The following is a 23,284-nucleotide window of genomic DNA, read 5'->3' on the forward strand; positions in this document are numbered from 1 at the left end:
AGCTGTCCGCTTAGCAAGACCCGGATCCGGGAGGACGAGTGCGGCCCGACGACGGCAAGGACGCTCCCCTGCGCTCGGACGCGCAGCGCAATCGCGAGCGCATCCTCGCGGTGGCACTGACGGAGCTGACGCGCTCGGCGGACGCCCCGCTGAGCGTGATCGCGAAGAAGGCCGGCGTCGGGCAGGGGACGTTCTACCGGAACTTCCCCAACCGCGAGGCCCTCGTCCTGGAGGTGTACCGCTACGAGGTGCAGCAGGTCGCCGACACCGCGGCCACGCTGCTGGAGACCCGCGCTCCCGACCAGGCCCTGCGGGAGTGGATGGACCGCCTCGCCCAGTACGCCATGGCCAAGGCCGGTCTGGCCGACGCGCTGCGCAAGGCCACCAACCCGCAGCCCGGCACCCTGGCCAGGCTGGGGCACGGTCCGGTGTCCTCGGCCGTCACGCTGCTGCTCAGGGCGAACGAGGAGGCGGGCACCATCCGCCCGGGAGTGACCCCCGACGACTTCGTGCTCGCCATCGCCGGGCTCTGGCAGATCGACCCGCACGGCGACTGGCAGCCGCGCGCCCGACGGCTGCTGGATCTGGTCATGGACGGTTTGCGCGCGGGTGCGCCGGGATCTTGACGGGCGGCCCTTGGGACCCTCCCGCTTCGGGCGGGCGGGTCAGCGACGGACCAGCAGGGCGTGCGTGGCGGCCGGCGAAGCGACCAGCTCCGCCACCCGGTAGCCGTCGATCCCGTCCTCCAGATTGTCGAGGAGGCGCTCCCCCCTCCCGAGGAGGGCCGGGACGATCGCCAGGTGCATCTCGTCGACAAGACCGGCGCGCAGGTACTGCTGAACGGTGGCCGCCCCTCCGCCGATCCGCACGTCCTTGCCGCCCGCCGCCTTGAACGCCCGCTCCAGCACCGTCTCGACGCTCTCGTCGGTGAAGTGGAACGTGGTGCCGCCCTCCATCACCAGCGACGGCCGCAGGTGGTGCGTGTGCACGAACACGTCGTTGTGGTAGGGCGGGTTGTCGCCCCACCAGCCCTGCCAGGTCTCGTCCGGCCACGGTCCGCGCTGGGGCCCGAACATGTTGCGCCCCATGATGGTGGCCCCGATGTTCTCCTCAGCGCGCCGGCACCGGTCGACGTCGATCCCCGTGCCGCCCTCCGCCTGCTCCCGCATCGCGGAGATCATCCATTCGTGCATGCCCGCGAACCCCTCACCGAGCGGGTACTCCAGTCGCTGGTGCGGGCCGGCGGCGAAGCCGTCCAGCGTGATCGTGATGTTGTGTACACGCAGCTTCGGCATGGTCGTACTCCCTGTTTCCCTGTGTTCGTCGGTTCCCGCTCTCACCTCTGCGTCGAACAGGAAACACCAGGATCGACAGTTGTCCGCGACGACTTTCGGATCGGGAGCGACCGGGTGCGGATCAGGAGTGGAAGTCGCGCTGCCACCGGTGCTCGGCCGGCACGCCGCGGCGGCGGCGTTTCCTGGTCAGGACACGTTCGGGGCCGGCTCCTTCTCGCGCAGTGGTGCCTGGTCGTGGCGGGGAAGCAGCAGCGGGGTCGCCAGGACGATGAGTCCGGCGATCGCAATGGCTGTACGCGTGCCGGCGACGCCGGCCAGCAGGCCCCACAGCCCGGTGACGGCGGCGATGGTCGCCTTGCCGGTGACCGACCACGCGGACAGGGTGCGGACGACCCGGTCGGGCGGGGTCCGGTCGAGCCGGTGAGTGGCGAACACCGGGTTGAACACGGCGCAGCAGGTGATGAGGCCGAGTTCGACAGCCATGACGAACAACAGCCCCGTGGTGCCGGGGCCGATGAGGGCGAGGGGCAGCGACCAGCACGCGCGCAGCACACCCGAGACGAGCAGGACCCGGTGCCGGCCGAACCGCGTGACGAGCCGACGGGCCAGCCGGGAGCCGATCAGACCGCCGACGCAGGGCACCGCGAAGGCGAGGCCGTACTGCCAGGGCGCGAACCCGAGGTGGCCGATCATGAGGACGGCGAGCAGCGGCGAGGTCGCCATGATCAGGCTGTTGAACAGCACCGAGTTGAAGAACAGCGGGCGCAGCGCCGCGTTGCCGAGGATGTACCGCCACCCGTCGAGCAGGTCTCCGGCCCGTAGCCGAACCGGTTCGCCGGTGCGTACGGGGACCGGCTCGTCGCCGCCGATCGCCCGGATTCCCACGGCCGAGAGCAGAAAGCTGACGGCGTTGGCCACCACGCTCATCACCGGACCCACCAGCCCGATCGCGGCCGTGCCGAGCGGCGGCCCGAGCATCGCGGCGGTCCAGTTGGTGCCCTCGAACCTCCCGTTCGCGGCCAGCAGGTCCCGCGGCGGTACGAGTGACTTCAGGTACGCGCCGCTCGCCGCGGTGAAGGCGATGTCGGCCGCGGCGACGACGACCGACACCAGCAGGAGCTGGACGAAGCTGAGCAGACCGAACGCGAAAGCGGCGGGGATGCTCAGCAGCGCCGCGAAGCGCGCCAGGTCCATCGCGACCATCACCGGCCGCTTGCGCCGGAACTCCACCCACGGTCCGAGCGGCAGCGCGACCGCCGCGCCGACCGCCAGGCCCGCCGCGGCCAGCATCGACACCGCCGTGGGCCCGGCGTGCAGGACCAGGATCGCGATCAGGGCGAACGCGTCGAACGCGAGCCACGTACCGAACGTACTGACCGCGTAGGCCGCCCACAGCCACCTGAACTTCCGTCCCAGTGACCGACTGGCCCCCATGCCGTGCACACTCCTCGCCGTCCCGCCGACCTGACCGCCGCACCTTACGGCCTGGCGGTCGGTGGCGGTACACCGAGGTCCTGGGACCTGATCGGCCGGACAGTCCTAGGCGCCGCTCGCGTCCAGCATCTCGTGGCGCTCGACGAGCTTCACCCGCTCACGGCCCTGCGGTTCACCGAGCGCCTTCTCCGCGGCGTCCAGGCGGTACCAGCCCTCCCAGGTGGTGTACCGCACGTTCCGCTCGGCCAGGAACGCGTCCACGGCCTCGGGGGCGGGCTCGGCGGGCGTGTGCAGCCGCCCGTTCACGTGGTCGTCGAGCAGGCTGGCCACAGTCTCGTTGGCGTCGCCCTTGGTGTGGCCGATCAGGCCGACGGGGCCGCGCCGGATCCAGCCCGTGACGTACGTCGACCGCAGGTGCTCGCCGGTCTCCTCGATCACCCGGCCGCCCCTGTCCGGAACCGTGCCCGAGTCGACGTCCCAGGGGAGCTTGGGCAGCTTGTCGGAGAGGTAGCCGACCGCGCGGTAGACGGCGCCGAGGTCCCAGTCCTTGAACTGGCCGGTGCCCTTGACGTTGCCGGTGCCGTCGAGGGCAGTGCGCTCGGTGCGCAGGCCGACTACCTTGCCGTCCTCGCCGAGGATCTCGGTCGGCGACTCGAAGAAGTGCAGGAACAGCTTGTGCTGCCGGTCGCCGACGTCGCGGATGGCCCAGTTCTCCAGGGTCTTGGCGACCATGTCGGTCTGCTTCTCGCCGCGCCGGGCCGCGATCGAGCCCTCGTCGTAGTCGATGTCCTCGGGGTCGACGATGACCTCGATGTTCGGGGAGTGGTCCAGCTCGCGGAGCTCCATCGGGCTGAACTTCGCCTGCGCCGGGCCGCGACGACCGAAGACGTGGACCTCCACGGCCTTGTTGGCCTTGAGACCGTCGTGGACGTTCGGCGGGATCTCGGTGGGCAGCAGCTCCTCCGCCGTCTTGGCCAGGATGCGTGCCACGTCGAGGGCGACGTTGCCGACGCCGAGGACGGCGACCTTCTCCGCTTCGAGCGGCCAGGTCCGCGGCGCGTCCGGGTGCCCGTCGTACCAGGACACGAAGTCCGCCGCGCCGTACGAGCCCTCGAGGTCGATGCCCGGTATGTCGAGGGCACGGTCGGCCGTGGCGCCCGTGGAGAAGACCACCGCGTCGTAGAAGGCGCGCAGGTCGTCGAGGTTGATGTCGCCCGGGTAGTCGACGTTGCCGAAGAGCCGGACCTGGGGCTTGTCGAGCACCTGGTTCAGGGCCTTGACGATGCCCTTGATCCGCGGATGGTCGGGGGCGACGCCGTAGCGGATCAGGCCGAAGGGGGCCGGCATCCGCTCGAAGAGGTCGATCGACACACCGGGCTCGACCGCCACTGCGGACTTCAGCAGCGCGTCGGCGGCGTAGATCCCGGCGGGGCCGGCTCCGACAATGGCTACCCGCAGAGGGCGAGGCATGATCAGGTTCCCTTCGAGCGATGACACAAGGACTCGCGGGGAAGCCTAAACTAAGGCAAGCCTAAGTCAGTAGCCGGGTTCGATCTATGACCTCATAAGTCCCGCTTATGAGGTGGTTTGCCCCTGAAAACGTCCCGTGTCCGCCTGCCTCGCCGGCCTCCGGCCTCCTGTCCCGCCGCCTTCCACCCCTGGCGAGGGCACAGCGGGACACTCATCAGGCCCGGGGGTTCCGGCACCGGCACCCCCGGAGCCAGCGACAGGCAGACGAACACATAGAACTACCGGGCAGGACCCCAGGGTCCTGCCGAAGGCCCTCTCCGTGATCACCGCGAGCCCTCCCCACCCTCGGCCCGCCGACCGCCTCAGGGAGCCGGCGCCGTGCTGTCGCGCACCACGAGTCTCGTGGGGACGAGCGTGGTCCCGTGCTCCGCCCCCTCATGACGCATCCGCCGCAGCACACCCTCGACGCAGAGGCGACCCACCTCGGCGAAGTCCTGGTGGACGGTGGTCAGGGGCGGCAGGAAGGAGCCGGCTTCGGGGATGTCGTCGAAGCCGATGACACTGACGTCGTCGGGGATCTTCCGGCCACGCTCGTGCAGGGCGCGCAGGAGCCCCAGCGCCATCTGGTCGTTGGCCGCGAACACCGCCGTACAGGCTTCCTCGTCGGCGAGTCGCAGGCCCGCGCGATAGCCCGACTCCGCCGACCAGTCGCCCCGCACGAGGGGCGGCGGTACCCGGCCCGCCTCGGTGAGTCCGGCGCGCCAGGCGTCCTCCCGGCGCTGGGCCGCGAAGGACTCCTCGGGTCCGGCGAGATGCCAGACCGTGCGATGCCCCAGGTCCAGCAGATGCCGTACGGCGGCGCGGGCCCCCATGGCCTGGTCGGTGTCGACCACGCTGTAACGGTCACCGGCGTCCGAGTCGGCGACCACCACCTGGACGTGCGGCGGCAGGGAGATCGTCGCCGCGTCGAGGAGGTGCACCTCCATGATGGCGATGACGGCGTCGACGGCGAGTTCCCCCAGCCGGGAGAAGGCGCCCCGCACCTCGTCATGGGTGGGCACGGCGACGGGCAGCAGGGTGACGGCGTAACCCTCCTGCGCCGCGGAGGTGGCGATCGCCTCCAGGGTGCGCATGTTGCCCGTGGTGGAGAGGTTGAAGGTGATGACACCTATGGTGCGGAACTCGCCGCGCTTGAGGGCCCGGGCGGCACTGTTGGGCCGGTAGCCCAGCTCCGTCATGGCCGCGAGCACCTGCCGCCGGGTCTCCTCGTTGACGCCCGCGTAGCCGTTGGACACCCTGGACACGGTCTGCGAGGAGACACCGGCCAGTTGGGCGACGTCCGCCATGGACACGCTCTGCCCACGACGCCCGGCCCGTCGCTCCGTGCGTACCCGATCCGTGCTCGCCGAGGCGCCGTCCGCGGTGTCCACCTGTCTCCCTTGCTCCTCAGGTCGCGGTTGCCGTTTTGTTATACAAGGTGACCCTTGACCACCGACATTGGGGCGGTGTAGACATGCCGCCATCAGATGTTTACGTAAACATAACAGCCCACGGCACCTTTCAGAGCTGGATGTTTACGCAAACATCGCGGCGGCGTGTGACGCCGGTTCCGAGATGGACGAGCGAGGAACGACATGACGACGCTTCAGCCCCCTGCGGCGGTACCACGGCAGCCGGACCGGCCTCCGGCGAAACGGGACCGCCGTTCCTGGACGGGGTGGGGGTTCATCGGCCCCTTCGTGGCCGTCTTCGCCCTCGTCTTCCTGGCGCCGATCGGTTACTCGATCTACCTCAGTCTCTTCAGGGACCAACTGATCGGCGGCACCAGCTTCGTCGGCCTGGACAACTACCAGGCGGCCTTGCAGGACGACCAGTTCTGGGCATCGCTCGCACGGGTGTCGCTCTTCCTGGCGGTGCAGGTGCCGATCATGCTGGGTATCGCCCTGCTGATCGCCCTCGCTCTGGACAGCGGCCGCCTGTACGGCACGGACTTCTTCCGTATCACGATCTTTCTGCCGTACGCCGTGCCCGCCGTGGTGGCCACCCTGATGTGGGGCTTCATGTACGGCACCCGCTTCGGTCTCGTCGGGGACATCAACGACGCCTTCGGAGTGACCCTGCCCGACCCGCTCTCCACCGACCTGATCCTGGCGTCGATCGGCAACATCGTCACCTGGGAGTTCGTCGGCTACAACATGCTGATCTTCTACTCCGCGCTGCGGGTCATCCCGCAGTCGCTGTACGAGGCCGCGGAGATCGACGGCGCCGGGCAGTTCCGCGTCATCACCGCCATCAAGCTCCCGGCGATCCGCGGCGCCCTCGTCATCGCGACGATCTTCTCGATCATCGGCAGCTTCCAGCTCTTCAACGAGCCGAGCATTCTGCGGCCGCTGGCGCGCAACGCCATCACGACGGACTACACGCCGAACTTCTACACGTACTCACTGTCCTTCAACGGTCAGCAGCACAACTACTCCGCGGCGGTCGCCATCATCATGGGGCTGATCACCATGGTGATCGCCTATGTCGTACAGCTTCGCGGCATGCGCAAGGGAGCCTGACCGATGAGCAGCACCAGCCCCGTCACCACCGCCTCCCCGTCCGCTCCCGCTCAGGCCGGCGGCGATGCCCCGCGCACACCCCGACTGCGCGCGTCCCGCAAGAACGTCTCCGGGGGCCCGAAGCGCAAGCGCAGCGTTCTGCTGACCGTGCTCACCGGCCTGATCCTGCTCTACACCGTGGTGCCCCTGGTGTGGCTGGTCATCAGCGCCACCAAGACACAGGAGGGGCTCGCCAACTCCTCGGGACTGTGGTTCAGCGGCGACTTCGCCCTCTGGGACAACATCAGCCAGACGTTCACCTACCACGACGGCATCTTCGTCCGCTGGCTGCTGAACACGCTGTTGTACGTCGTTCTCGGCGCCGGCGGCGCGACTCTCCTGGCGATCCTGGGCGGTTACGCGCTGGCGAAGTTCGACTTCCCCGGAAAGCGCGCCATCTTCGCCGTGGTCATCGGTGCCGTCGCCGTCCCGGGAACCGCCCTCGCGGTGCCCACCTTCCTGATGTTCAGCAAGATGGGGCTGACCGACACCCCGTGGGCGGTGATCATCCCCTCGCTCGTCTCGCCCTTCGGCCTGTACCTGATGTGGGTCTTCGCCACCGAGGCCATCCCCGTCGAACTCCTCGAGGCCGCCCGCATCGACGGGGCGGGCGAGGTGCGCACCTTCTTCCAGGTCGCCCTGCCGCTGCTCGCCCCCGGCACCGTGACCGTGCTGCTCTTCACCACGGTCGCCACCTGGAACAACTACTTCCTGCCGCTGATCATGCTCAAGGACCCGAACTGGTACCCCCTGACCCTGGGCCTGGACGCCTGGAACAACCAGGCCCAGACGATCGGCGGCGACGTGATCTTCAACCTGGTGATCACCGGATCGCTGCTCACCATCGTGCCGCTGATCGCCGCCTTCCTGTTCCTCCAGAAGTACTGGCAGTCCGGCCTCGCCGCCGGAAGCGTCAAGGAGTAGTCCTCCCTCCAGCCCACCCCCCTGAGCCTCACCTCTCCAACCCTCGTCCGGCCCGCCCACGAAGAAGTGGAAGCACCTCCATGCGCAGAACGACAAGCCGCCTGATGCGCGGCATGACCCTCCTCTCCGTCCTCGCCCTGGGGGCGACCGCCTGCGGCGGCTCCGACGACGACAGCTCCGGCTCGAAGCCGGTCTCCGCCACGGACATCCAGGCGGCGCTCGAGAAGGGCGGCTCGGTGACGGTCTGGGCCTGGGAGCCCACGCTCAAGACGGTCGCCGCCGACTTCGAGAAGAAGTACCCCAAGGTCAAGATCAACCTCGTCAGCGAGCGGTCCGGCGACAAGCACTACACCGCGCTGTCGAACGCCATCTCGGCCGGGAAGGGTGTCCCCGACGTCGCGCAGGTCGAGTACTTCGCGCTGGGGCAGTACTCCCTCACCAAGGGGCTCAGCGACCTCGCCCCCTACGGCGCCGACAAGCTCGCCGACAAGTACACCCCGGGTCCGTGGAACGCCGTGAACGACGGTGACAAGGTCTACGGCCTGCCGATGGACTCCGGCCCCATGGCGATGTTCTACAACAAGAAGATCTTCGACAAGTACAAGATCGCGGTCCCGACCACCTGGGACGAGTACGTCGAGGCGGCCCGCAAGCTGCACAAGGCCGACCCCAAGGTCTACATCGCCAACGACGCCGGCGACGCCGGCTTCACCACCAGCCTGCTGTGGGAGGCCGGTTCACGTCCCTACAAGGTCGACGGCACGAAGGTGTCGGTCAACTTCGACGACGCGGGCGCCAAGAAGTACACCGACACCTGGCAGAAGCTGATCGACGAGAAGCTCGTCTCCCCCATCAACGGCTGGACCGACGACTGGTACAAGGGGCTCGGCGACGGCACCATCGCCACCCTGACCACCGGCGCCTGGATGCCCGCCAACTTCGTCTCCGGCGTGCCCAACGCCTCCGGTGACTGGCGGGCGGCCCCGATGCCGCAGTGGACCAAGGGCGACAAGGCGAGCGCGGAGAACGGCGGCAGCTCCCTGACGCTGCCCACGCTGGGCAAGAACAAGGAACTCGCCTACGCCTTCGTCGAGTACGCCAACTCCGGTGACGGCGTCAAGACCCGCATCGACGAGGGCGCCTTCCCGGCGACCAAGGCGGAGCTCCAGGACTCCTCGTTCCAGAACAAGGAGTTCGAGTACTTCGGCGGGCAGAAGGCGAACGAGATCTTCGCCGAGTCCGCGGCCAACGTCGCCGACGACTGGTCGTACCTGCCCTTCCAGCAGTACGCCAACTCGATCTTCAACGACACCGTCGGCAAGGCCTACATCTCCGGCACGTCGCTCTCCGACGGCCTGAAGGCCTGGCAGGACGCCTCCGTCAAGTACGGCAAGGAACAGGGCTTCACCGTCGAGTAGCCGAGCTGTACCCACCCCCGCCGCCCCGTGCGACTCACCGGAAGGACCACCATGATCTCCACCCTCCTGTCCCAGCTCCACGGGCCGGACGGTGACCCCACCCCACGCCTCGTGTACGGCGCCGACTACAACCCCGAGCAGTGGCCGCGCGAGGTGTGGGAGGAAGACGTACGGCTGATGCGCGAGGCCGGCGTCAACATCGTCTCCGTGGGGATCTTCTCCTGGGCCCGCATCCAGCCGGCCGAGGACGAGTGGGACTTCTCCTGGCTCGACGAGATCATGGATCTGTTGCACGCGGGCGGCATCGGGGTCGACCTGGCCACCGCCACCGCCTCCCCGCCGCCCTGGCTCACCACGGCGCACCCGGAGATCCTTCCGGTGACCGCCGCCGGTGAGACGCTGTGGCCGGGAGCACGGCAGCACTGGCGGCCCACCTCGCCCGTCTTCCGCGCCCACGCGCTGCGCCTGGTACGGAAGATGGCCGAGCGCTACGCACAGCACCCCGCGCTGGTCGCCTGGCACGTCTCCAACGAGCTGGGCTGCCACAACGTATACGACCACTCCGACGACGCGGCACGCGCCTTCCGCGACTGGCTGCGCGCCCGCTACAGCACGCTCGACGGCCTCAACCACGCCTGGGGCACGGCGTTCTGGTCCCAGAAGTACAGCGACTGGGACCAGATCCTGCCGCCCCGGCTCGCCGCCTCCCACCCGAACCCCACGCAGCAGCTGGACTTCAAGCGGTTCTCCTCCGACGCCCTGAAGGAGTATCTGCGCGCGGAGCGGGACCTGTTGCGCGAGCTCACGCCCGCGGTGCCGGTCACCACGAACTTCATGGTGATGGGCGGCACCAAGGGGATGAACTACGCCGACTGGGCGAGCGAGATCGACTTCGTCTCCAACGACCACTACGTCGTGCCCGGCCCGCAGGCCAGGGACGAACTGTCCTTCTCCGCCAACCTCGTCAGCGGTATCTCCGGCGGACGCCCGTGGTTCCTCATGGAGCACTCCACCAGCGCCGTCAACTGGCAGCCCGTCAACGTGGCCAAGCGGCCGGGCGAGCTGGCCCGTGACTCGCTGCTGCACGTCGCGCACGGCGCAGACGCCGTGTGCTTCTTCCAGTGGCGCCAGTCGGCGGCCGGCGCAGAGAAGTACCACTCGGCGATGGTGCCGCACGCCGGACCGGACAGCGAGGTCTTCCGTGCGGTGACCGGCCTCGGGCAGACCCTGCGGACGCTCGCCCCGGTCGCCGGGACCGAGCGCGAGCCGGCCCGCGTGGGAATCGTCTTCGACTGGGAGTCGTGGTGGGCGAGCGAGCAGGACTCGCATCCCACCGCGCTGCTCGACTACCGCGCGGAGGGGCTCGACTGGTACTCCGCCCTCCTCGCCCTCGGCATCCGGGCCGACATCGTCACCGCGCAGTCCGACCTCGCCCGCTACGACCTCCTGATCACACCCGTGCTGCACATGGTCCCCGCCGCGCTGGCCAAGGAACTCACGCGGTACGTCGAGCACGGCGGCCACCTGGTCACCACGTACTTCTCCGGTGTCGTCGACGAGAACGACCACGTCTGGCTCGGCGGCTATCCGGGAGCCCTGCGCGAGCTGCTCGGCATCCGCGTCGAGGAGTTCGGTCCGCTGCTCGACGGCGAGACGGCCGGCCTCGACACCGGCGCCACGGGCACTCTGTGGACCGACCGGATCAGCGTCACCGACCCCGAGACGCAGGTGCTGGCCCACTACCGCGACGGTACCTACGCCGGGCGGCCCGCGATCACCCGCCGTGATCTGGACGGGGGTTCGGCCGCGTACGTCTCTACCCGGCTCGGAGTGGACGGCCTCACCGGTCTGCTGCCGGAACTCCTCGCCCACGCCGGCATAACCAGCGAACTGCCCGAAGCCGCACGGGGGAAGGTCGAGCTGGTCGTACGGCGCGGCAGCGACAGCCGGTATCTCTTCCTGGTCAACCGGACCGACGAGCCGGTGCCGGTGCCCGGGCTCGCCGGGGACGTCCTGGTGGGCCCGGCGGACACCGACGGCGGGCTCGTCCTGCCGCCGCGGGAGGTCGTCGTACTGCGACAGCCCGCCCTCTGACCCCCTGATCCGAGGGGCACACCGTCGTGCCCTGCCCGCGGGGCACGACGGTCCGTTGAAGCGACCACCTATGAGTTGGGAGCACACCTTGGCACGCCGTACCCGCACAAGACGGCTTCTGGGAACCATCGGAGTCACCGCCCTGGCCACCGGGGCAGCCCTGGTCACCGCTCCACCGACAAGTGCGGAGACGGTGGCGGCCGCCGCCGCAACCGTCCAGCCGGACCCCTCGTACAAGGCGCAGAGCTTCGAAGGCTGGGGCACCAGCCTGGTGTGGTTCGCCAACGCCACCGGCGACTACCCGAAGGAGATCCGCGAGAAGCTGGCCAAGCTCCTGTTCGGTGACGACGGCCTCGCCCTCAACATCGCCCGCTACAACATAGGCGGCGGCAACGCCCCCGACGTCCCGGACTACCTGCGCGCCGGAGGGGCGGTCGAGGGCTGGTGGAAGGCTCCCGCGGGCACCACGCGCGAGGACACCGACTGGTGGAGCGCCGCCGACGCGGCCGACTGGAACCCGAAGGCCGACGCCACGCAGCGCTGGTGGGTGGACCGGATCAAGAAGGACATCACCCACTGGGAGACGTTCAGCAACTCCCCGCCCTGGTTCATGACCGACAGCGGTTATGTCTCGGGCGGGTTCAACGCCAACGCCGACCAGCTCAAGGCCGACTCGGTCGACGACTTCGCGGCCTATCTGGCGGGCGCGACCAAGCGGCTGGAGAAGGCGCACGGCATCAAGGTCGACACCCTCGACCCGTTCAACGAACCCAACACGGGTTACTGGAGCACGCGGCTGGGCGCCGACGGGCAGCCCGTCGGCGGCCGTCAGGAGGGGGCGCACATCGGTCCCGAGCTCCAGCAGAAGGTGATCGACGCACTGGCTCCCGCGCTGAAGAAGGCGAGGACCGGCACCGAGATCTCCGCCATGGACGAGACGAATCCGAGCCTCTTCGCGCAGAACTGGAACACCTACCCCCAGGAAGTGCGCGATCTCGTCGGCCAGATGAACGTCCACACCTACGGCACCGGCGGTCGCACCAGCGTGCGCGACCTGGCCAAGGCGGCCGACAAGCCGCTGTGGATGAGCGAGGTCGAGGGCGACTGGGGCGACGGCCAGAGCTTCACCGACATGCGGCCGGGCCTCGGTCTTGCCCAGCAGATGGTCGACGACCTGCGCGAACTGGAGCCCAGCGCCTGGGTGTTCTGGCAGCCCGTCGAGGACTACGACAACATGAAGCCCGGCGGGGAGTCCGCCAAGGGCGGCAACTGGGGAAGCATCCAGCTCCCCTTCAGCTGCACCTCCGCGGACACCCTGGCCACCTGCCCGGTGTTCACGAACACGAAGTTCGACACCGCCCGCAACTTCACGCACTACATCAAGCCGGGTGACCGGCTGATCGGGACCAACGACACGTCGAGCGCCGCCGCGGTCGCCAAGAAGGGCAACGCGGCGACGGTCGTCCACGTCAACAGCACCGCCGAGGCCCGCGCGGTCACCATCGACCTGTCCAAGTTCGGGCACGTCGCCCGCAACGCGACCGTGACGCCGGTCGTGACGAGCGCCGACGGCAAGCTCGAACGACAGGCACCCGTCGCCGTGACCGGACGGCAGGCCACCCTCACCGTGCCCGCCCAGTCCGTGACGTCCTTCCTCGTCAAGGGTGTGTCCGGTGTCGCGAAGGACGCCGCCCTGCTGAAGAAGGGCCACACCTACGAGCTGACCGGCGTACAGAGCGGCAAGGCCCTCTCCGTGGCGGACGACGGCAGCAAGCTCGTCATCAGGACCGCGAGCACGGACACGGCCGGCACCGGTCAGCGGTGGCAGCTGCGCCCGACCGGCGGCGACACCGGCAACCGGCAGCGTTACGTGGTCACCAGCCCGACGGAGGGCAAGCGCCTGGCCGTCCGGGACGGATCCCCGGTACTGGAAGCGGACACCGGCCGGCGGGACGAGGCCGTCCAGTGGATCGGGTCGACCACCGGCGACGGCACCTGGACCCTGGTCAACGCCGCGACCGGCAGGGTCCTGGAGGTGGGCGGTCAGGCCACCGCCGACGGATCCGCCGTCACGATGTGGACCCCGAACTCCGGGTCCAACCAACGGTGGAGGATCGCCGACGTGACCGGACGTAGCTGAGCCGAGCGGCGCGGGCCGGGTCGGGCGGGACCTGGCCCGACCGTGGCCGTCCGGCCGCCTCCGCGTCGCCCCATTCTGTGCCCGCCGCTCCCCCGGCGGGCACAGAGTCGTTCGCGGGGGTCGCGACCGGGAGGCACGTTTTACCTGGCGGCAACCCATCTTGGGATCCACTTGCCTAGGTTGTGGATCCTGATGGACGAGTCCTCCCGTACTCGGTCCTCCCTCTCGCCAAGGAGCAGGCCAATGCCGCGATCTCATCCGGACCCCCGTTGACACGGCGCGGTGTGCGTCGGGTCGTGCCGCTGCTGCTCGGCTGGGAGGACCTGCCCAAGTCGGTCTCGGTGCACGGCGCCCCGTACGAGGAGCGGCTGCGCGAACCGGTACCCGCCGTTCTCCTGGAGTGCGACGGTGGCTGGCTGCTGCTCGACACCGGGTTCAACACGGCGCTGATCCGGGACCCCGCGCTGCGACGCCGCTTCTACGGCTCCCCCGCGTACCAACCCATCCTGCCGGGCCCGGGCGAGCCGCTGGAGGAAGCCCTCGACGCGGCCGGAATTCCGCTGGACGGGATCCACGCGGTGGCCGTCAGCCACCTGCACGCCGATCACGCGGGCGGGCTGAAGCACTTCGCGGGGCGGGTGCCTGTGCACGTACAGCGCGCGGAGTTGACGTACGGGCTCTCGGGGCGGCCGGAGGTGGAGCGCAACTCGATCTTCCGGATCGACTTCGACGACCCCCGTATCGACTGGCAACAGGCCGACGGTGACCGGGAGATCGCCCCGGGCGTGACCGCCGTACTGACCGCCGGGCACACCCCCGGACACCAGAGTTTCGTGGTGGACCTCGCGGACGGCGGCGGTTTCGTGTTCGCCTTCGACGCGGCGGACCTGACCGAGAACATCGAGCACGAGCGGGCCATCGGCGCGTCCGTCGGAGTCGATCCCGCGCGGACGGTGGAGCCCATCCGCCGGCTCAAGAGCATCGCCGCGGAGCGCGGCTACGAACTGGTTCCCGGCCATGACCCCGTGGTCTGGCCGGAGTTGATGCGCCGCCACGGGCACTGAGGGGCCGCGAACCTTCGCAGTTCCGGTGCACGCGTCCGCGCGGCTCCGGTTCACGCGCTCACAGCTCCGGTTCACGCGCCTTTAACGCCTGGGACACGAGGAGGAATCTGCGACCCCTGAGCATGTTATTGGATCCAATCTAGTCAATATGAGATCCACTCTTTGAGGATCGGTGCCCAAGGAGGGCCACATGCCGGACCAGTCGGATCAGTCGCGTCAGCCGGACCAGTCACCTGGATCACCCTCGGTTTCCCGCCGCACGATGCTCCGGGGCGCGGGGCTCCTCGGAGTCGGAGTCGGTTTCGGGCTCCCCGCACTGCTGAGCGCTTGCGGGGCCGCGGCCGACGACGCCGGGGGAAGCGGCAACGGCGGCACCCTGACCCTCGCCATCGACGCCACCAGCGCGGTCAACGACCCGTCCTTCTACACCTCGTTGGGCGACTGGATGGCCGTCGACTGCATCTGCCGGGGTCTGACCTTCATCTCCTTCGAGACCAACGAACCCACCCCCGACCTGGCCAAGAGCTGGACCATCTCCGACGACCAGCTCACCTACACCTTCGCCCTGCGGGACGGCGTCAAGTTCCACGACGGCACCACGCTGACCTCCGCCGACGTCCTGGCCAGCCTTGGCCGGCAGTTCGACGAGAACGACAAGACACTTCCCAAGGGCGCCACCCGGCCGCTGTCCGACCTCGGCGCGAACGTCGCCTCGCTGACCGCACCGGACGATCTCACCGTCAAGATGGTCCTCAAGGCACCGGACCGGACGACGCTGGGCCAGCTCTCCGACATCGGCGGGCGCGTCATCTCCAAGGCCGCGCTGGAGAAGTACGGCTCCGACATCGGCAAGCACCTGGTCGGCACCGGACCCTTCGCCTTCTCCGCGGCCACCTCGGGTCAGTCCATCACCCTGACGGCCTTCGACGGCTTCCGGCTCGGCAGACCGCCCGTCGACCGGCTGGTGCTGCGCCAGGTCCAGGACCCGTCGACGATCGTCAGTTCGCTGCTCAGCGGCGACATCTCGGCCACCCAGTTCACCCCGTACTCCGCGGCCTCGCAGCTGCGCGAGGACGACTCGGTGACCGTCTACAAGACGCCGTACAACGCCGACGCGATCATGATGATCGACGCCCGGCGCGTTCCGGAGCTCAAGGTCCGCCAGGCCATCAACCTCGCCATCGACCGGGAGGCCATCCTCAGCCAGGCGTTCTACGGCGTCGGCGCGCTGCCCGGGGGATACGCCATCCCGCCCGCGCAGAGCGGTTACGACACCAGCCTCGCCGACCTGAGCACCCAGGACACCGCCAAGGCGAAGAAGCTCGTCGCCGAGGCGGGCGCCGGAGGCCGCCGCATCCGGCTCATGGCGGCCAGCGACTCCTGGCACCCGAAGGCCGCGCAGATAGTCGCCCAGAACCTCACCGACGTCGGCTTCAAGGTCGCCACCACCTCCGTCGACCCGGCCACCTACTTCACCCGTCTGCTCGACGGTGACGACGACTACCACGACCTGATGATCTGGGAGCGCAACACCTATGTCCCGGACGCCAACGACATGGTCGGCGCCATGGCGAGTCCCACCGGTCTCTACGGCGCGACGATCACCGGCATGGACACCCTCGACGGCGTCGACTCGATCGCGAAGGACCTGGTGACCGCCAAGAACCTCCCCGAGGGCAAACAGCGCACGGCCGCGTACACCAGCATCCAGCGCCGCTGGGCGGAGGACTACATGGTGCTCTCCATGCTGGCCTGCTTCGCGAACCTCGTGGTGAGCGGCTCGAACGTGAAGAACATGAACACCAGCGCGCTGGCCAACCACCGCTGTTACCTGGAGAAAACGAGTGTCTGACACCGCGGCCGCGGCGGACACCATCGCTCCCGCCCCGGCCGTCCCGCCCCCGGCGGCACGACGGAACGTCCGCACGGCCCGGCGCCGCCGCGTGGTGGCCCGGTCCTGGCCGGCCGTGCTGGCCTGGTTCGTGCTCGTCGCCCTGATCCTGGTGGCCGCCGTCGGTCCGTTCCTGGTCCAGGCCGACCCGCTGCGTCAGACCCCGTCGGCGCTGCTGCCCCTCGGCTCCCCTGGCCATCCGCTCGGCACGGACGACCTGGGCCGCGACGAACTGGCCCGGCTCGTGCACGGCGCCCGCCCGCTGCTGCTGGTGTCCTTCGCGGCGACCGCGCTGGCCGCCGTCGCCGGAACCGCCATCGGGCTCGTCGCCGGGTACGCCGGCGGTGTCGTCGAACAGGTTCTGATGCGCCTGGTGGACCTGGCCCTCGCCTTCCCGTCCATCCTGCTCGTCATCCTGCTGGTGGCGGTGGCCGGTCCTGGCACGGTCAGCCTGGTCTTCGGCATCGGTGTGTCGCTGGCTCCGGGGCTGGCCCGGCTGGCCCGCGCGCTGACGGCACGTGAGGCGGCCCGCGACTACGTCGTCGCCTGCCGGCTCGGCGGCACCCGCACCCCGCGCATCCTCGCGCGGGAACTGCTGCCGAACATCGCGGGACCGATGCTCGCCCAGGTCGTCATGACGCTCTCGGTCGCGGCGGGATTCGCCGCCGGCCTGTCCTATCTGGGCCTCGGCATCCAGCCGCCCCAGCCCGACTGGGGGTACATGGTCCAGGCGGGACAGGAGTTCCTCTACTCCGCGCCACGACTGGTCATCCTGCCCGCGGCGTTCACCCTGCTGTTCGTCGTCGCCTGCAACTTCGTCGGCGACGACCTGCGCGACGCCCTCGATCCCCGGGGGACGGCATGAGTACGTCCCCCGGCGCCGCCCTCGCCCTCCGTCCGCACCGGCCGAAGTGGGCCACGAGCACCGTGCTGTTGGTCGTACGACGGCTCGCGGCCATCCCCGTCGTACTGTTCGCGCTGGCCAGCCTGGTGTTCCTGGCGATGCGCCTGCTGCCCGGCTCACCGGCGACCTCCCTCGCGGCGGGCGGCAACAGCCTCTCCGCGGCGGAGTTGTCCGTCAACGAGGACCGCGTCAACCAGGCACTCGGCCTGGACCGGCCGCTGCTCAGCCAGTACGGCGCCTTCCTCGACGACCTGGTCCATCTGCGCCTCGGCACCTCGTTCTTCGGATCCAACAGCGTTCTTGGGCTGCTCGGGGACGCTCTCCCGGCCACGATCGAACTGACGCTCGCGGCGATGACCGTCGCCGTCCTGCTCGGTGTCGTCACAGGCGTGATCGCCGCGCTGCGCAGAGGTGGTTGGGTCGACACCGCCACCCGGGCCGTGGCGACGGTGAGCTTCTCGCTGCCCTGGTTCGCGCTCGGGGTGCTCGGGATCGTGGTGTTCGGCGTGTGGCTGCGCTGGCTGCCGGTCCTGGGCCGCCTGCCCAGCACGCTCGACTACCGCCCGACGACCAACTTCGTCCTGCTCGACGCCGTGCTCCAGAACCGCCCCGAACTGGTGTGGCCCTGGATCGAGCACCTGATCCTGCCCGCCGTCACGCTGGCGCTGTCGATGGCCGGCTTCATCACCCGCATCGTGCGCGCCTCGGTGCTCGAGGTGCTCGACGACGACTTCGTCAGGACGGCCCGTATGAAGGGCCTGAGCGAGGGCGTGGTGATCCGTCATCACGTGCTCCGCAACGCCTGGCTGCCGATCGTGACCGTCCTGGGGCTCCAGTTCGGATCCCTGCTGGGCGGTTCGGTCATCACCGAGACGGTCTTCTCGTACGCCGGTGTCGGCCGCCTGCTGGTCCAGGGCGTCCTCCAGCGCGACTACCCCGTCGTCCAGGGCGCCGCCCTCGCCATCGCCCTGCTCTTCACCCTGGTCAACCACGCGGTGGACCTGCTCTACACAGTCCTCGACCCGCGGCTGCGGAAAGGATGACCCGTATGGACATCGTGCTGGTCCACGGTGCCGGCGGACGGCCCACGACCTGGTCGGAGGTGGCACCCCTGCTGACCGCCCGGGGCCACCGGCTGTTCACCGTCACCAACCCGATGACCTCGCTGGCGGACGACGTCGCGAACACCGCGGCCGCCCTGGCGGAGACGACGGGTCCGGTGCTGCTGGCCGGGCACTCCTACGGCGGAGCGGTCATCAGCAACGTCGGCCGCGACCCGCGGGTCAAGGGCCTCGTCTACATCGCCGCGTTCGGACCCGAAGAGGGCGAGACCGTGAGCGAGATCGTCGAGCGGTACGAGCCCGCCGAGATCTCCAAGTACATGCGGCGCGGCCCGAACGGCGAGTGGAAGTCGGAGACGAGCGAGGCCTTCTGGGACGAGATCGGCCCCGACCTCTCCACCGGGCAGCGGGCCGTCGTCGAGGCGGAGGGGCGCAAGGCGGAGAACCTCATCTTCACCCAGCCGTCCGGCAGCCCGGCCTGGCGCACCCTGCCCAGCTGGTACCTGGTCGCCGACGACGACCGTACGCTGCGCCCGGAGATCCAGAACGACATGGCGACGCGGATGAAGGCGACCGTCGAGCACGTGCCGGGCAGCCACTACACAACGCTCGTATGGCCGCGGCGCGTCGCCGATCTGATCCACAGCGCGGCGGTCGCCGTGGGTACCGAGTCATGACGGCCGCTCTCGAACACACGCCGGACGCGTTCACCCCCGAGCCCGCGCCCGTGCTGGAGATCCGCGATCTGCGCGTCCGGTTCGACGTCGGGGCAGGCCCGCTGCCGGCCGTGGACGGCGTGGACCTGACCCTGCGACAGGGCGAAGTCCTGGCGCTGGTCGGCGAGTCGGGGTCCGGCAAGTCCGCCCTGGCGATGAGCCTGGTCGGGCTGAACCGCGGCCCACGCGCCCACATCAGCGGCACGGCGGACTTCGGAGGCCGCGACCTCGTCGCCGCGTCGGAACGTGAACTGCGCGACGTACGCGGCAAGGAGATCGCCGTCGTCTTCCAGGACGCGCTGGCCGCCCTCAACCCGCTCCACCGGGCGGGTGCCCAGGTCTCGGAGATGATCCGCGCCCACCGTGACGTGCCGCGCGCCCGGGCCACCGCCCGTGCCGTGGAACTGCTCGGCGAGGTCGGCATCGCGGGTCCGGAACGCGCGGCGCGCGCCTACCCGCACCAACTGTCCGGCGGCATGCGACAACGCGTGATGATCGCCATGGGCCTGGCCAACGACCCGGCCCTGCTGATCGCGGACGAGCCGACCACCGCACTCGACGTCACGATCCAGGCTCAGGTTCTCGCGGTCCTCAAACGGGTCCAGCGCGACCACGGCACCTCCGTCCTGCTCATCACCCATGACCTGGGAGTCGTGGCCGAGGTCGCCGACCGGGTGGCCGTCATGTACGCGGGCCGGATCGTGGAGCAGGGGCTGCGCGAGGAGGTGCTGTTCCGCCCTCAGCACCCCTACACGATGGGGCTGCTCGGGTCGGTGCCACCGATCGACGGTCCGGTCGTACGACGGCTGCCCACGATCGCGGGCAGCCCGCTGACCGGGGTCGACCGGCCGTCGGGCTGCGCGTTCGCGCCCCGGTGTTCGTTCGTCCACGCCGCGTGCGCCGAACGGCCGGAGCTACGGCAGCGACACGGCGACGACGGGCATCTCGACGCCTGTGCCCTGCCCGCGTCCGACCGCGCCACGGCCCGCACCCAGGGAGGCGGCGCATGACGGAAACGCTCATCAAGGCCCGCGAGTTGCGCGTCGAGTACCCGGCTCGGGCCGGCGGCCGGGTCAGGGCGCTGCGCGACATCGACCTCGACATCCTCCAGGGCGAGACCCTGGGGCTGGTCGGCGAGTCAGGGTGCGGGAAGTCCACACTGGGCCGGGCGCTGCTCCGGGTGATCGAACCCGCCTCGGGCCGGATCGAGTTCGGCGGCCGCGACCTGACCCTGATGCGGGGGCGACAACTGCGCCGAACCCGAGCGGAGTTGGCGATGGTCTTCCAGGACCCGTTCGGTTCGCTCAATCCACGTCGCAGGATCGCCGACATCGTCGCCGAACCGCTGTTGCGGGCGCGCGGTGCCACCCGGGCCGAGGCCGCGAAGGCGGTGGACGAGCTGCTCGACCTGGTCGGGCTCGGCGCGGAGGCCGGCCGCCGAAGGCCGCACGAGTTCTCCGGCGGCCAGCGCCAGCGCATCGGCATCGCGCGGGCGCTCGCGTCCTCACCCCAGTTCGTGGTGGCCGACGAGGCGGTGTCGGCACTGGACGTGTCGATCCAGGCACAGGTCCTGAACCTGCTGTCGGACCTGGTGCGTGACCGGGGTCTGACGATGTTGTTCATCTCGCACGACCTGGGCGTCGTACGGCACATCGCGGACCGGATCGCCGTCATGTATCTCGGCGAGATCGTCGAGGTCGCCTCCCGGGACGCCTTCTTCGACGGGCCCGCGCACCCGTACAGCCACGCGCTGTTGTCGTCGGTCCCCGTGCTGCGGCCCGGTGCACCACGTGAACAGCGGGTCCTGGAGGGCGAGTTGCCCGACCCGGCGAATCCGCCGACGGGGTGCCTGTTCCGGACCCGGTGTCCCGTCGCCGTGGACGAATGCCGCATCAGCAGGCCCGAGCTGCGGGAGATCGCGCCCGGGCGGAGTGTGCGCTGCCATCTGCCCCTGGTGTCGGGCAGTCCCGTGAACTCCCCTGCTCCACCGAGTGAGGAACCACATTGATCATCGACGCTTACAACACCACGCAGGACGTCCGTGGCCGCTCGGACTACCTGACCGGCGCGCGCAAGGGCCAGGCCCCGCCGCCGTACACACCCTTCGAGCCCCGGCGCATCCTGGACCGGATGGACGCCGCCGGAGTGGACATGGCGATGGTCTGCTCGCTCGCGCAGCGCATCGAGAACGACTTCATCAGCTCGCTGGTGGCCACGTATCCGGACCGGTTCTTCGGCTTCGGGCAGGTACTTCCGCAGGCCGACGACGCGCTCGACGAGATCGACCGGATGGCCGACGCGGGCCTGGTGGGGCTGAAGCTGCACCCGAGTCTGCACGGCTATCACGTCGCGGACCACGGCCTCCTCGACCCGGTGTTCGAGGCGTGCGCCCGGCGCGGTCTGCTGGTGCTCGTCAACGCTCTTGACGACGCGTTCTGCGCGCCGCTGGCCATCGAGGAGATCGCCCGCGACCATCCCCAAGTGCCCACGATCATCGCGCACATGGGGGCGGTGTGGAACGTGCCGGAGGCCATCATCGTGGCCGAGCGGCAGCCGCACGTGTACCTGGAGACTTCGGCGACCCTGATGAGCGATGTGAAGCGCGCCTACGCACGGCTGGGGCCCGAGAAGATCCTGTTGGGCAGTGAGTGGCCCGGCTCGGACTTCGACCTGGAACGCATGAAGATCGCGAAGGCGGTCGAGGACGAGAAGGACCGGGCGCTGGTCGAGGGCGGCAACATGGCTCGGCTGCTGGGGCTCTCGGCATGAGCGCGACGGATGTCCGGCCCCTGACCGCCCCCTTGGCCATGAGCGCGAGCGACACCGAACTCCTCGTCCTGGCACAGGACTTGTTGACCCGGGTCTGGCAGTCGGGCCGCCATGAGGTGGCGACGGCGCTGCGTACCGCGGACGGACGGGTCCACACCGGGGTCCATGTGGAGGGTTCCTGCCGGCGCAGTTCGATCTGTGCCGAGGGGGTGGCCATGGGCACCGCCCGGGGCGCTCTGCCCGCCGGGGAACCGCTGAGCGTCACCTCGGTGGTCTCGGTGCAGATCAAACCGGCGGGCCGCTTCCGGATCATCGCCCCGTGCGGGGTGTGCCGGGAGCTGATCAGCGACTACTGCCCGGACGCCACCGTGTGGGTCACCACCGTCGACGGCGACGACCCCGTCCCGCTGCGAGCCCTTGACCTGCTGCCCGAGAAGAGCCGGCGCCAGTGGTGAACGCCACCGGCCCCAAGGAGAGGAGAACCATGCCCACGACCATCCCCGGGCCGTACGGAAGCGCCGTACCCACCGGCCTCGACGTCGCCGGACTCGCCGCGCGTTGGGGCGGAACCGGCTCGCCGGTGCGGTGGGAGGAGCTGACCTGGCAGGAGGCGGAGTCCACGGCCGCCGTCCAGGACGCCGTGATCATCCCCGTCGGGGCCACCGAGCAGCACGGCCCCCACCTTCCGCTCTCGGTCGACACCCGGATCGGCGAGGCCGTCGCGCTGGGGGTCTCCGCCCTGACCGGTGTGCCCGTCCTGCCGCCCCTGAGCTTCGGGGTGTCCGCGTCCCACGGCGACTTCGGCGGGACGGTGGCGCTGCGCCCGGAGACCATGATCGCCGTCGTCGAGGACGTCATCGACTCGTTGTACGCCTCCGGGATACGGCAGTTCATCCTGCTCAACGGGCACATCTGGAACAACGGCGCGCTCGATGTGTCGGCCGAGAAGCTGAGGGTCCGTCACCGTGACGCGCGTGTACGTGCGTTGGGGTACGTGACGATGTATCCGGGGCCCGAGGTCGACGGGCACGTCACCTACGGGCGGGCGTTGATGCACGCCAACTTCTTCGAGACGTCCGTGATGCTGCATCTGGCACCGGAGCTGGTCCGGATGGACCGGGCCACCTCCCATGTCGACGTCGACTCCTTCTGGGACTACCGCATGGACCAGGTCAGCGAGACCGGGGTCTGGGGCCGGGATGTGACCGACGCCGACGCGAAGCACGGCGAGGCGGAGTTCGACCGCTGTGTCCTCACCACCGCCGAGGCGGTCTCCGCGGCGGTCCGCGAGCCGTGGCCGGATCCGGCTCATCGTCCTGGCCGGCGGGTCTGACGTCCGGACCGCTGGGCTGACGTCCGGGCGGCGGACCAGACGCCCGCACCGTTGGCCAGGCGCAAGCCTGACGCCGGCACCGCCGGCCTGACCCCCGGACGGCGGACCAGACGCCCGGACCGCGACCGTAGGCCGGGGAGGCCGAGCCGCGGAGGAAGGCTCCTGGTCCGA

General features: G+C 69.9%; 20 protein-coding genes. 16 read left to right on the forward strand and 4 right to left on the reverse strand.

The features are described from left to right. Nucleotides 1–38: 38 nt before the first annotated feature. Entirely contained in the window at nucleotides 39–626 is a 588-nt protein-coding gene (locus tag ACIBLC_RS08995; RefSeq protein ID WP_399210081.1) for a TetR/AcrR family transcriptional regulator, read from the forward strand. A gap of 39 nt (nucleotides 627–665) precedes the next feature. Here ACIBLC_RS08995 and ACIBLC_RS09000 read toward each other — a convergent pair whose 3' ends face one another. From ACIBLC_RS09000 to ACIBLC_RS09015, 4 genes are all read right to left on the reverse strand, one after another. Beyond that, nucleotides 666–1,295 carry a dihydrofolate reductase family protein gene (locus ACIBLC_RS09000; RefSeq protein ID WP_399210082.1) on the reverse strand — a complete coding sequence of 210 codons (630 nt, stop codon included), beginning with the start codon at nucleotides 1,293–1,295 and terminating at the stop codon, nucleotides 666–668. A 186-nt stretch (nucleotides 1,296–1,481) separates the two neighbouring features. Continuing rightward, nucleotides 1,482–2,729 (reverse strand): MFS transporter, encoded by a 1,248-nt coding sequence (locus tag ACIBLC_RS09005; RefSeq protein ID WP_399210083.1) that lies wholly within the window; start codon nucleotides 2,727–2,729, stop codon nucleotides 1,482–1,484. A gap of 105 nt (nucleotides 2,730–2,834) precedes the next feature. Next, complete coding sequence (locus ACIBLC_RS09010) at nucleotides 2,835–4,199, reverse strand: FAD-dependent oxidoreductase (RefSeq protein WP_399210084.1); 1,365 nt, start codon at nucleotides 4,197–4,199, stop codon at nucleotides 2,835–2,837. A 362-nt stretch (nucleotides 4,200–4,561) separates the two neighbouring features. Then, nucleotides 4,562–5,629: a LacI family DNA-binding transcriptional regulator gene (locus ACIBLC_RS09015; RefSeq protein WP_399210085.1), complete on the reverse strand. Its 1,068-nt coding sequence runs from the start codon at nucleotides 5,627–5,629 to the stop codon at nucleotides 4,562–4,564. 204 nt (nucleotides 5,630–5,833) lie between these two features. Between ACIBLC_RS09015 and ACIBLC_RS09020 the strand changes: the two genes are divergently transcribed. The 15 genes from ACIBLC_RS09020 to ACIBLC_RS09090 all read left to right on the forward strand — a co-directional run bounded on the left by ACIBLC_RS09020 (nucleotide 5,834) and on the right by ACIBLC_RS09090 (nucleotide 23,113). Then, complete coding sequence (locus ACIBLC_RS09020; protein WP_399210086.1) at nucleotides 5,834–6,760, forward strand: carbohydrate ABC transporter permease; 927 nt, start codon at nucleotides 5,834–5,836, stop codon at nucleotides 6,758–6,760. A gap of 3 nt (nucleotides 6,761–6,763) precedes the next feature. Next, nucleotides 6,764–7,723, forward strand: a complete 960-nt coding sequence (locus ACIBLC_RS09025) for a carbohydrate ABC transporter permease (protein ID WP_399210087.1) — start codon at nucleotides 6,764–6,766, stop codon at nucleotides 7,721–7,723. Between the two features lie 80 nt (nucleotides 7,724–7,803). Then, nucleotides 7,804–9,141 (forward strand): ABC transporter substrate-binding protein, encoded by a 1,338-nt coding sequence (locus tag ACIBLC_RS09030; protein ID WP_399210088.1) that lies wholly within the window; start codon nucleotides 7,804–7,806, stop codon nucleotides 9,139–9,141. Between the two features lie 51 nt (nucleotides 9,142–9,192). Continuing rightward, nucleotides 9,193–11,235 (forward strand): beta-galactosidase, encoded by a 2,043-nt coding sequence (locus ACIBLC_RS09035; RefSeq protein WP_399210089.1) that lies wholly within the window; start codon nucleotides 9,193–9,195, stop codon nucleotides 11,233–11,235. Nucleotides 11,236–11,323: 88 nt separating this feature from the next. Beyond that, the gene (locus tag ACIBLC_RS09040) at nucleotides 11,324–13,375 is read left to right on the forward strand and encodes a glycoside hydrolase (RefSeq protein WP_399210090.1); all 2,052 of its coding nucleotides are present in this window, start codon (nucleotides 11,324–11,326) and stop codon (nucleotides 13,373–13,375) included. 284 nt (nucleotides 13,376–13,659) lie between these two features. After that, nucleotides 13,660–14,439, forward strand: a complete 780-nt coding sequence (locus ACIBLC_RS09045; RefSeq protein ID WP_399210091.1) for an N-acyl homoserine lactonase family protein — start codon at nucleotides 13,660–13,662, stop codon at nucleotides 14,437–14,439. A gap of 190 nt (nucleotides 14,440–14,629) precedes the next feature. Then, entirely contained in the window at nucleotides 14,630–16,291 is a 1,662-nt protein-coding gene (locus tag ACIBLC_RS09050) for an ABC transporter substrate-binding protein (RefSeq protein ID WP_399210092.1), read from the forward strand. Beyond that, nucleotides 16,284–17,195, forward strand: a complete 912-nt coding sequence (locus tag ACIBLC_RS09055) for an ABC transporter permease (RefSeq protein WP_399210093.1) — start codon at nucleotides 16,284–16,286, stop codon at nucleotides 17,193–17,195. Before ACIBLC_RS09050 ends, ACIBLC_RS09055 begins: the two co-directional genes overlap by 8 nt. Further along, the gene (locus tag ACIBLC_RS09060) at nucleotides 17,192–18,277 is read left to right on the forward strand and encodes an ABC transporter permease (RefSeq protein WP_399210094.1); all 1,086 of its coding nucleotides are present in this window, start codon (nucleotides 17,192–17,194) and stop codon (nucleotides 18,275–18,277) included. The genes ACIBLC_RS09055 and ACIBLC_RS09060 overlap by 4 nt, the downstream gene beginning before the upstream one ends. A gap of 5 nt (nucleotides 18,278–18,282) precedes the next feature. Continuing rightward, the gene (locus ACIBLC_RS09065; RefSeq protein ID WP_399210095.1) at nucleotides 18,283–18,972 is read left to right on the forward strand and encodes an alpha/beta hydrolase; all 690 of its coding nucleotides are present in this window, start codon (nucleotides 18,283–18,285) and stop codon (nucleotides 18,970–18,972) included. Further along, nucleotides 18,969–20,021 carry an ABC transporter ATP-binding protein gene (locus ACIBLC_RS09070; protein ID WP_399210096.1) on the forward strand — a complete coding sequence of 351 codons (1,053 nt, stop codon included), beginning with the start codon at nucleotides 18,969–18,971 and terminating at the stop codon, nucleotides 20,019–20,021. Before ACIBLC_RS09065 ends, ACIBLC_RS09070 begins: the two co-directional genes overlap by 4 nt. Beyond that, nucleotides 20,018–21,019, forward strand: a complete 1,002-nt coding sequence (locus ACIBLC_RS09075; RefSeq protein WP_399210097.1) for an ABC transporter ATP-binding protein — start codon at nucleotides 20,018–20,020, stop codon at nucleotides 21,017–21,019. Before ACIBLC_RS09070 ends, ACIBLC_RS09075 begins: the two co-directional genes overlap by 4 nt. Then, nucleotides 21,016–21,780, forward strand: a complete 765-nt coding sequence (locus tag ACIBLC_RS09080) for an amidohydrolase family protein (RefSeq protein WP_399210098.1) — start codon at nucleotides 21,016–21,018, stop codon at nucleotides 21,778–21,780. Before ACIBLC_RS09075 ends, ACIBLC_RS09080 begins: the two co-directional genes overlap by 4 nt. Then, nucleotides 21,777–22,235 carry a cytidine deaminase gene (locus ACIBLC_RS09085; RefSeq protein ID WP_399210099.1) on the forward strand — a complete coding sequence of 153 codons (459 nt, stop codon included), beginning with the start codon at nucleotides 21,777–21,779 and terminating at the stop codon, nucleotides 22,233–22,235. The genes ACIBLC_RS09080 and ACIBLC_RS09085 overlap by 4 nt, the downstream gene beginning before the upstream one ends. 29 nt (nucleotides 22,236–22,264) lie before the next feature. Continuing rightward, entirely contained in the window at nucleotides 22,265–23,113 is an 849-nt protein-coding gene (locus ACIBLC_RS09090) for a creatininase family protein (protein ID WP_399210100.1), read from the forward strand. The last annotated feature ends 171 nt before the right edge of the window (nucleotides 23,114–23,284 follow it).

It is taken from the genome of Streptomyces sp. NPDC050535 (genome assembly GCF_044457665.1).
GTDB lineage: Bacteria > Actinomycetota > Actinomycetes > Streptomycetales > Streptomycetaceae > Streptomyces.

Bases quoted from the DNA above. Each gene is read 5' to 3' on its own strand.
- ACIBLC_RS09000 (WP_399210082.1), bottom strand. From the start codon at position 1,295: ATGCCGAAGCTGCGTGTACACAACATCACGATCACGCTGGACGGCTTC.
- ACIBLC_RS09005 (WP_399210083.1), bottom strand. From the start codon at position 2,729: ATGGGGGCCAGTCGGTCACTGGGACGGAAGTTCAGGTGGCTGTGGGCG.
- ACIBLC_RS09010 (WP_399210084.1), bottom strand. From the start codon at position 4,199: ATGCCTCGCCCTCTGCGGGTAGCCATTGTCGGAGCCGGCCCCGCCGGG.
- ACIBLC_RS09020 (WP_399210086.1), top strand. From the start codon at position 5,834: ATGACGACGCTTCAGCCCCCTGCGGCGGTACCACGGCAGCCGGACCGG.
- ACIBLC_RS09025 (WP_399210087.1), top strand. From the start codon at position 6,764: ATGAGCAGCACCAGCCCCGTCACCACCGCCTCCCCGTCCGCTCCCGCT.
- ACIBLC_RS09030 (WP_399210088.1), top strand. From the start codon at position 7,804: ATGCGCAGAACGACAAGCCGCCTGATGCGCGGCATGACCCTCCTCTCC.
- ACIBLC_RS09035 (WP_399210089.1), top strand. From the start codon at position 9,193: ATGATCTCCACCCTCCTGTCCCAGCTCCACGGGCCGGACGGTGACCCC.
- ACIBLC_RS09050 (WP_399210092.1), top strand. From the start codon at position 14,630: ATGCCGGACCAGTCGGATCAGTCGCGTCAGCCGGACCAGTCACCTGGA.
- ACIBLC_RS09060 (WP_399210094.1), top strand. From the start codon at position 17,192: ATGAGTACGTCCCCCGGCGCCGCCCTCGCCCTCCGTCCGCACCGGCCG.
- ACIBLC_RS09065 (WP_399210095.1), top strand. From the start codon at position 18,283: ATGGACATCGTGCTGGTCCACGGTGCCGGCGGACGGCCCACGACCTGG.
- ACIBLC_RS09070 (WP_399210096.1), top strand. From the start codon at position 18,969: ATGACGGCCGCTCTCGAACACACGCCGGACGCGTTCACCCCCGAGCCC.
- ACIBLC_RS09075 (WP_399210097.1), top strand. From the start codon at position 20,018: ATGACGGAAACGCTCATCAAGGCCCGCGAGTTGCGCGTCGAGTACCCG.
- ACIBLC_RS09085 (WP_399210099.1), top strand. From the start codon at position 21,777: ATGAGCGCGACGGATGTCCGGCCCCTGACCGCCCCCTTGGCCATGAGC.
- ACIBLC_RS09090 (WP_399210100.1), top strand. From the start codon at position 22,265: ATGCCCACGACCATCCCCGGGCCGTACGGAAGCGCCGTACCCACCGGC.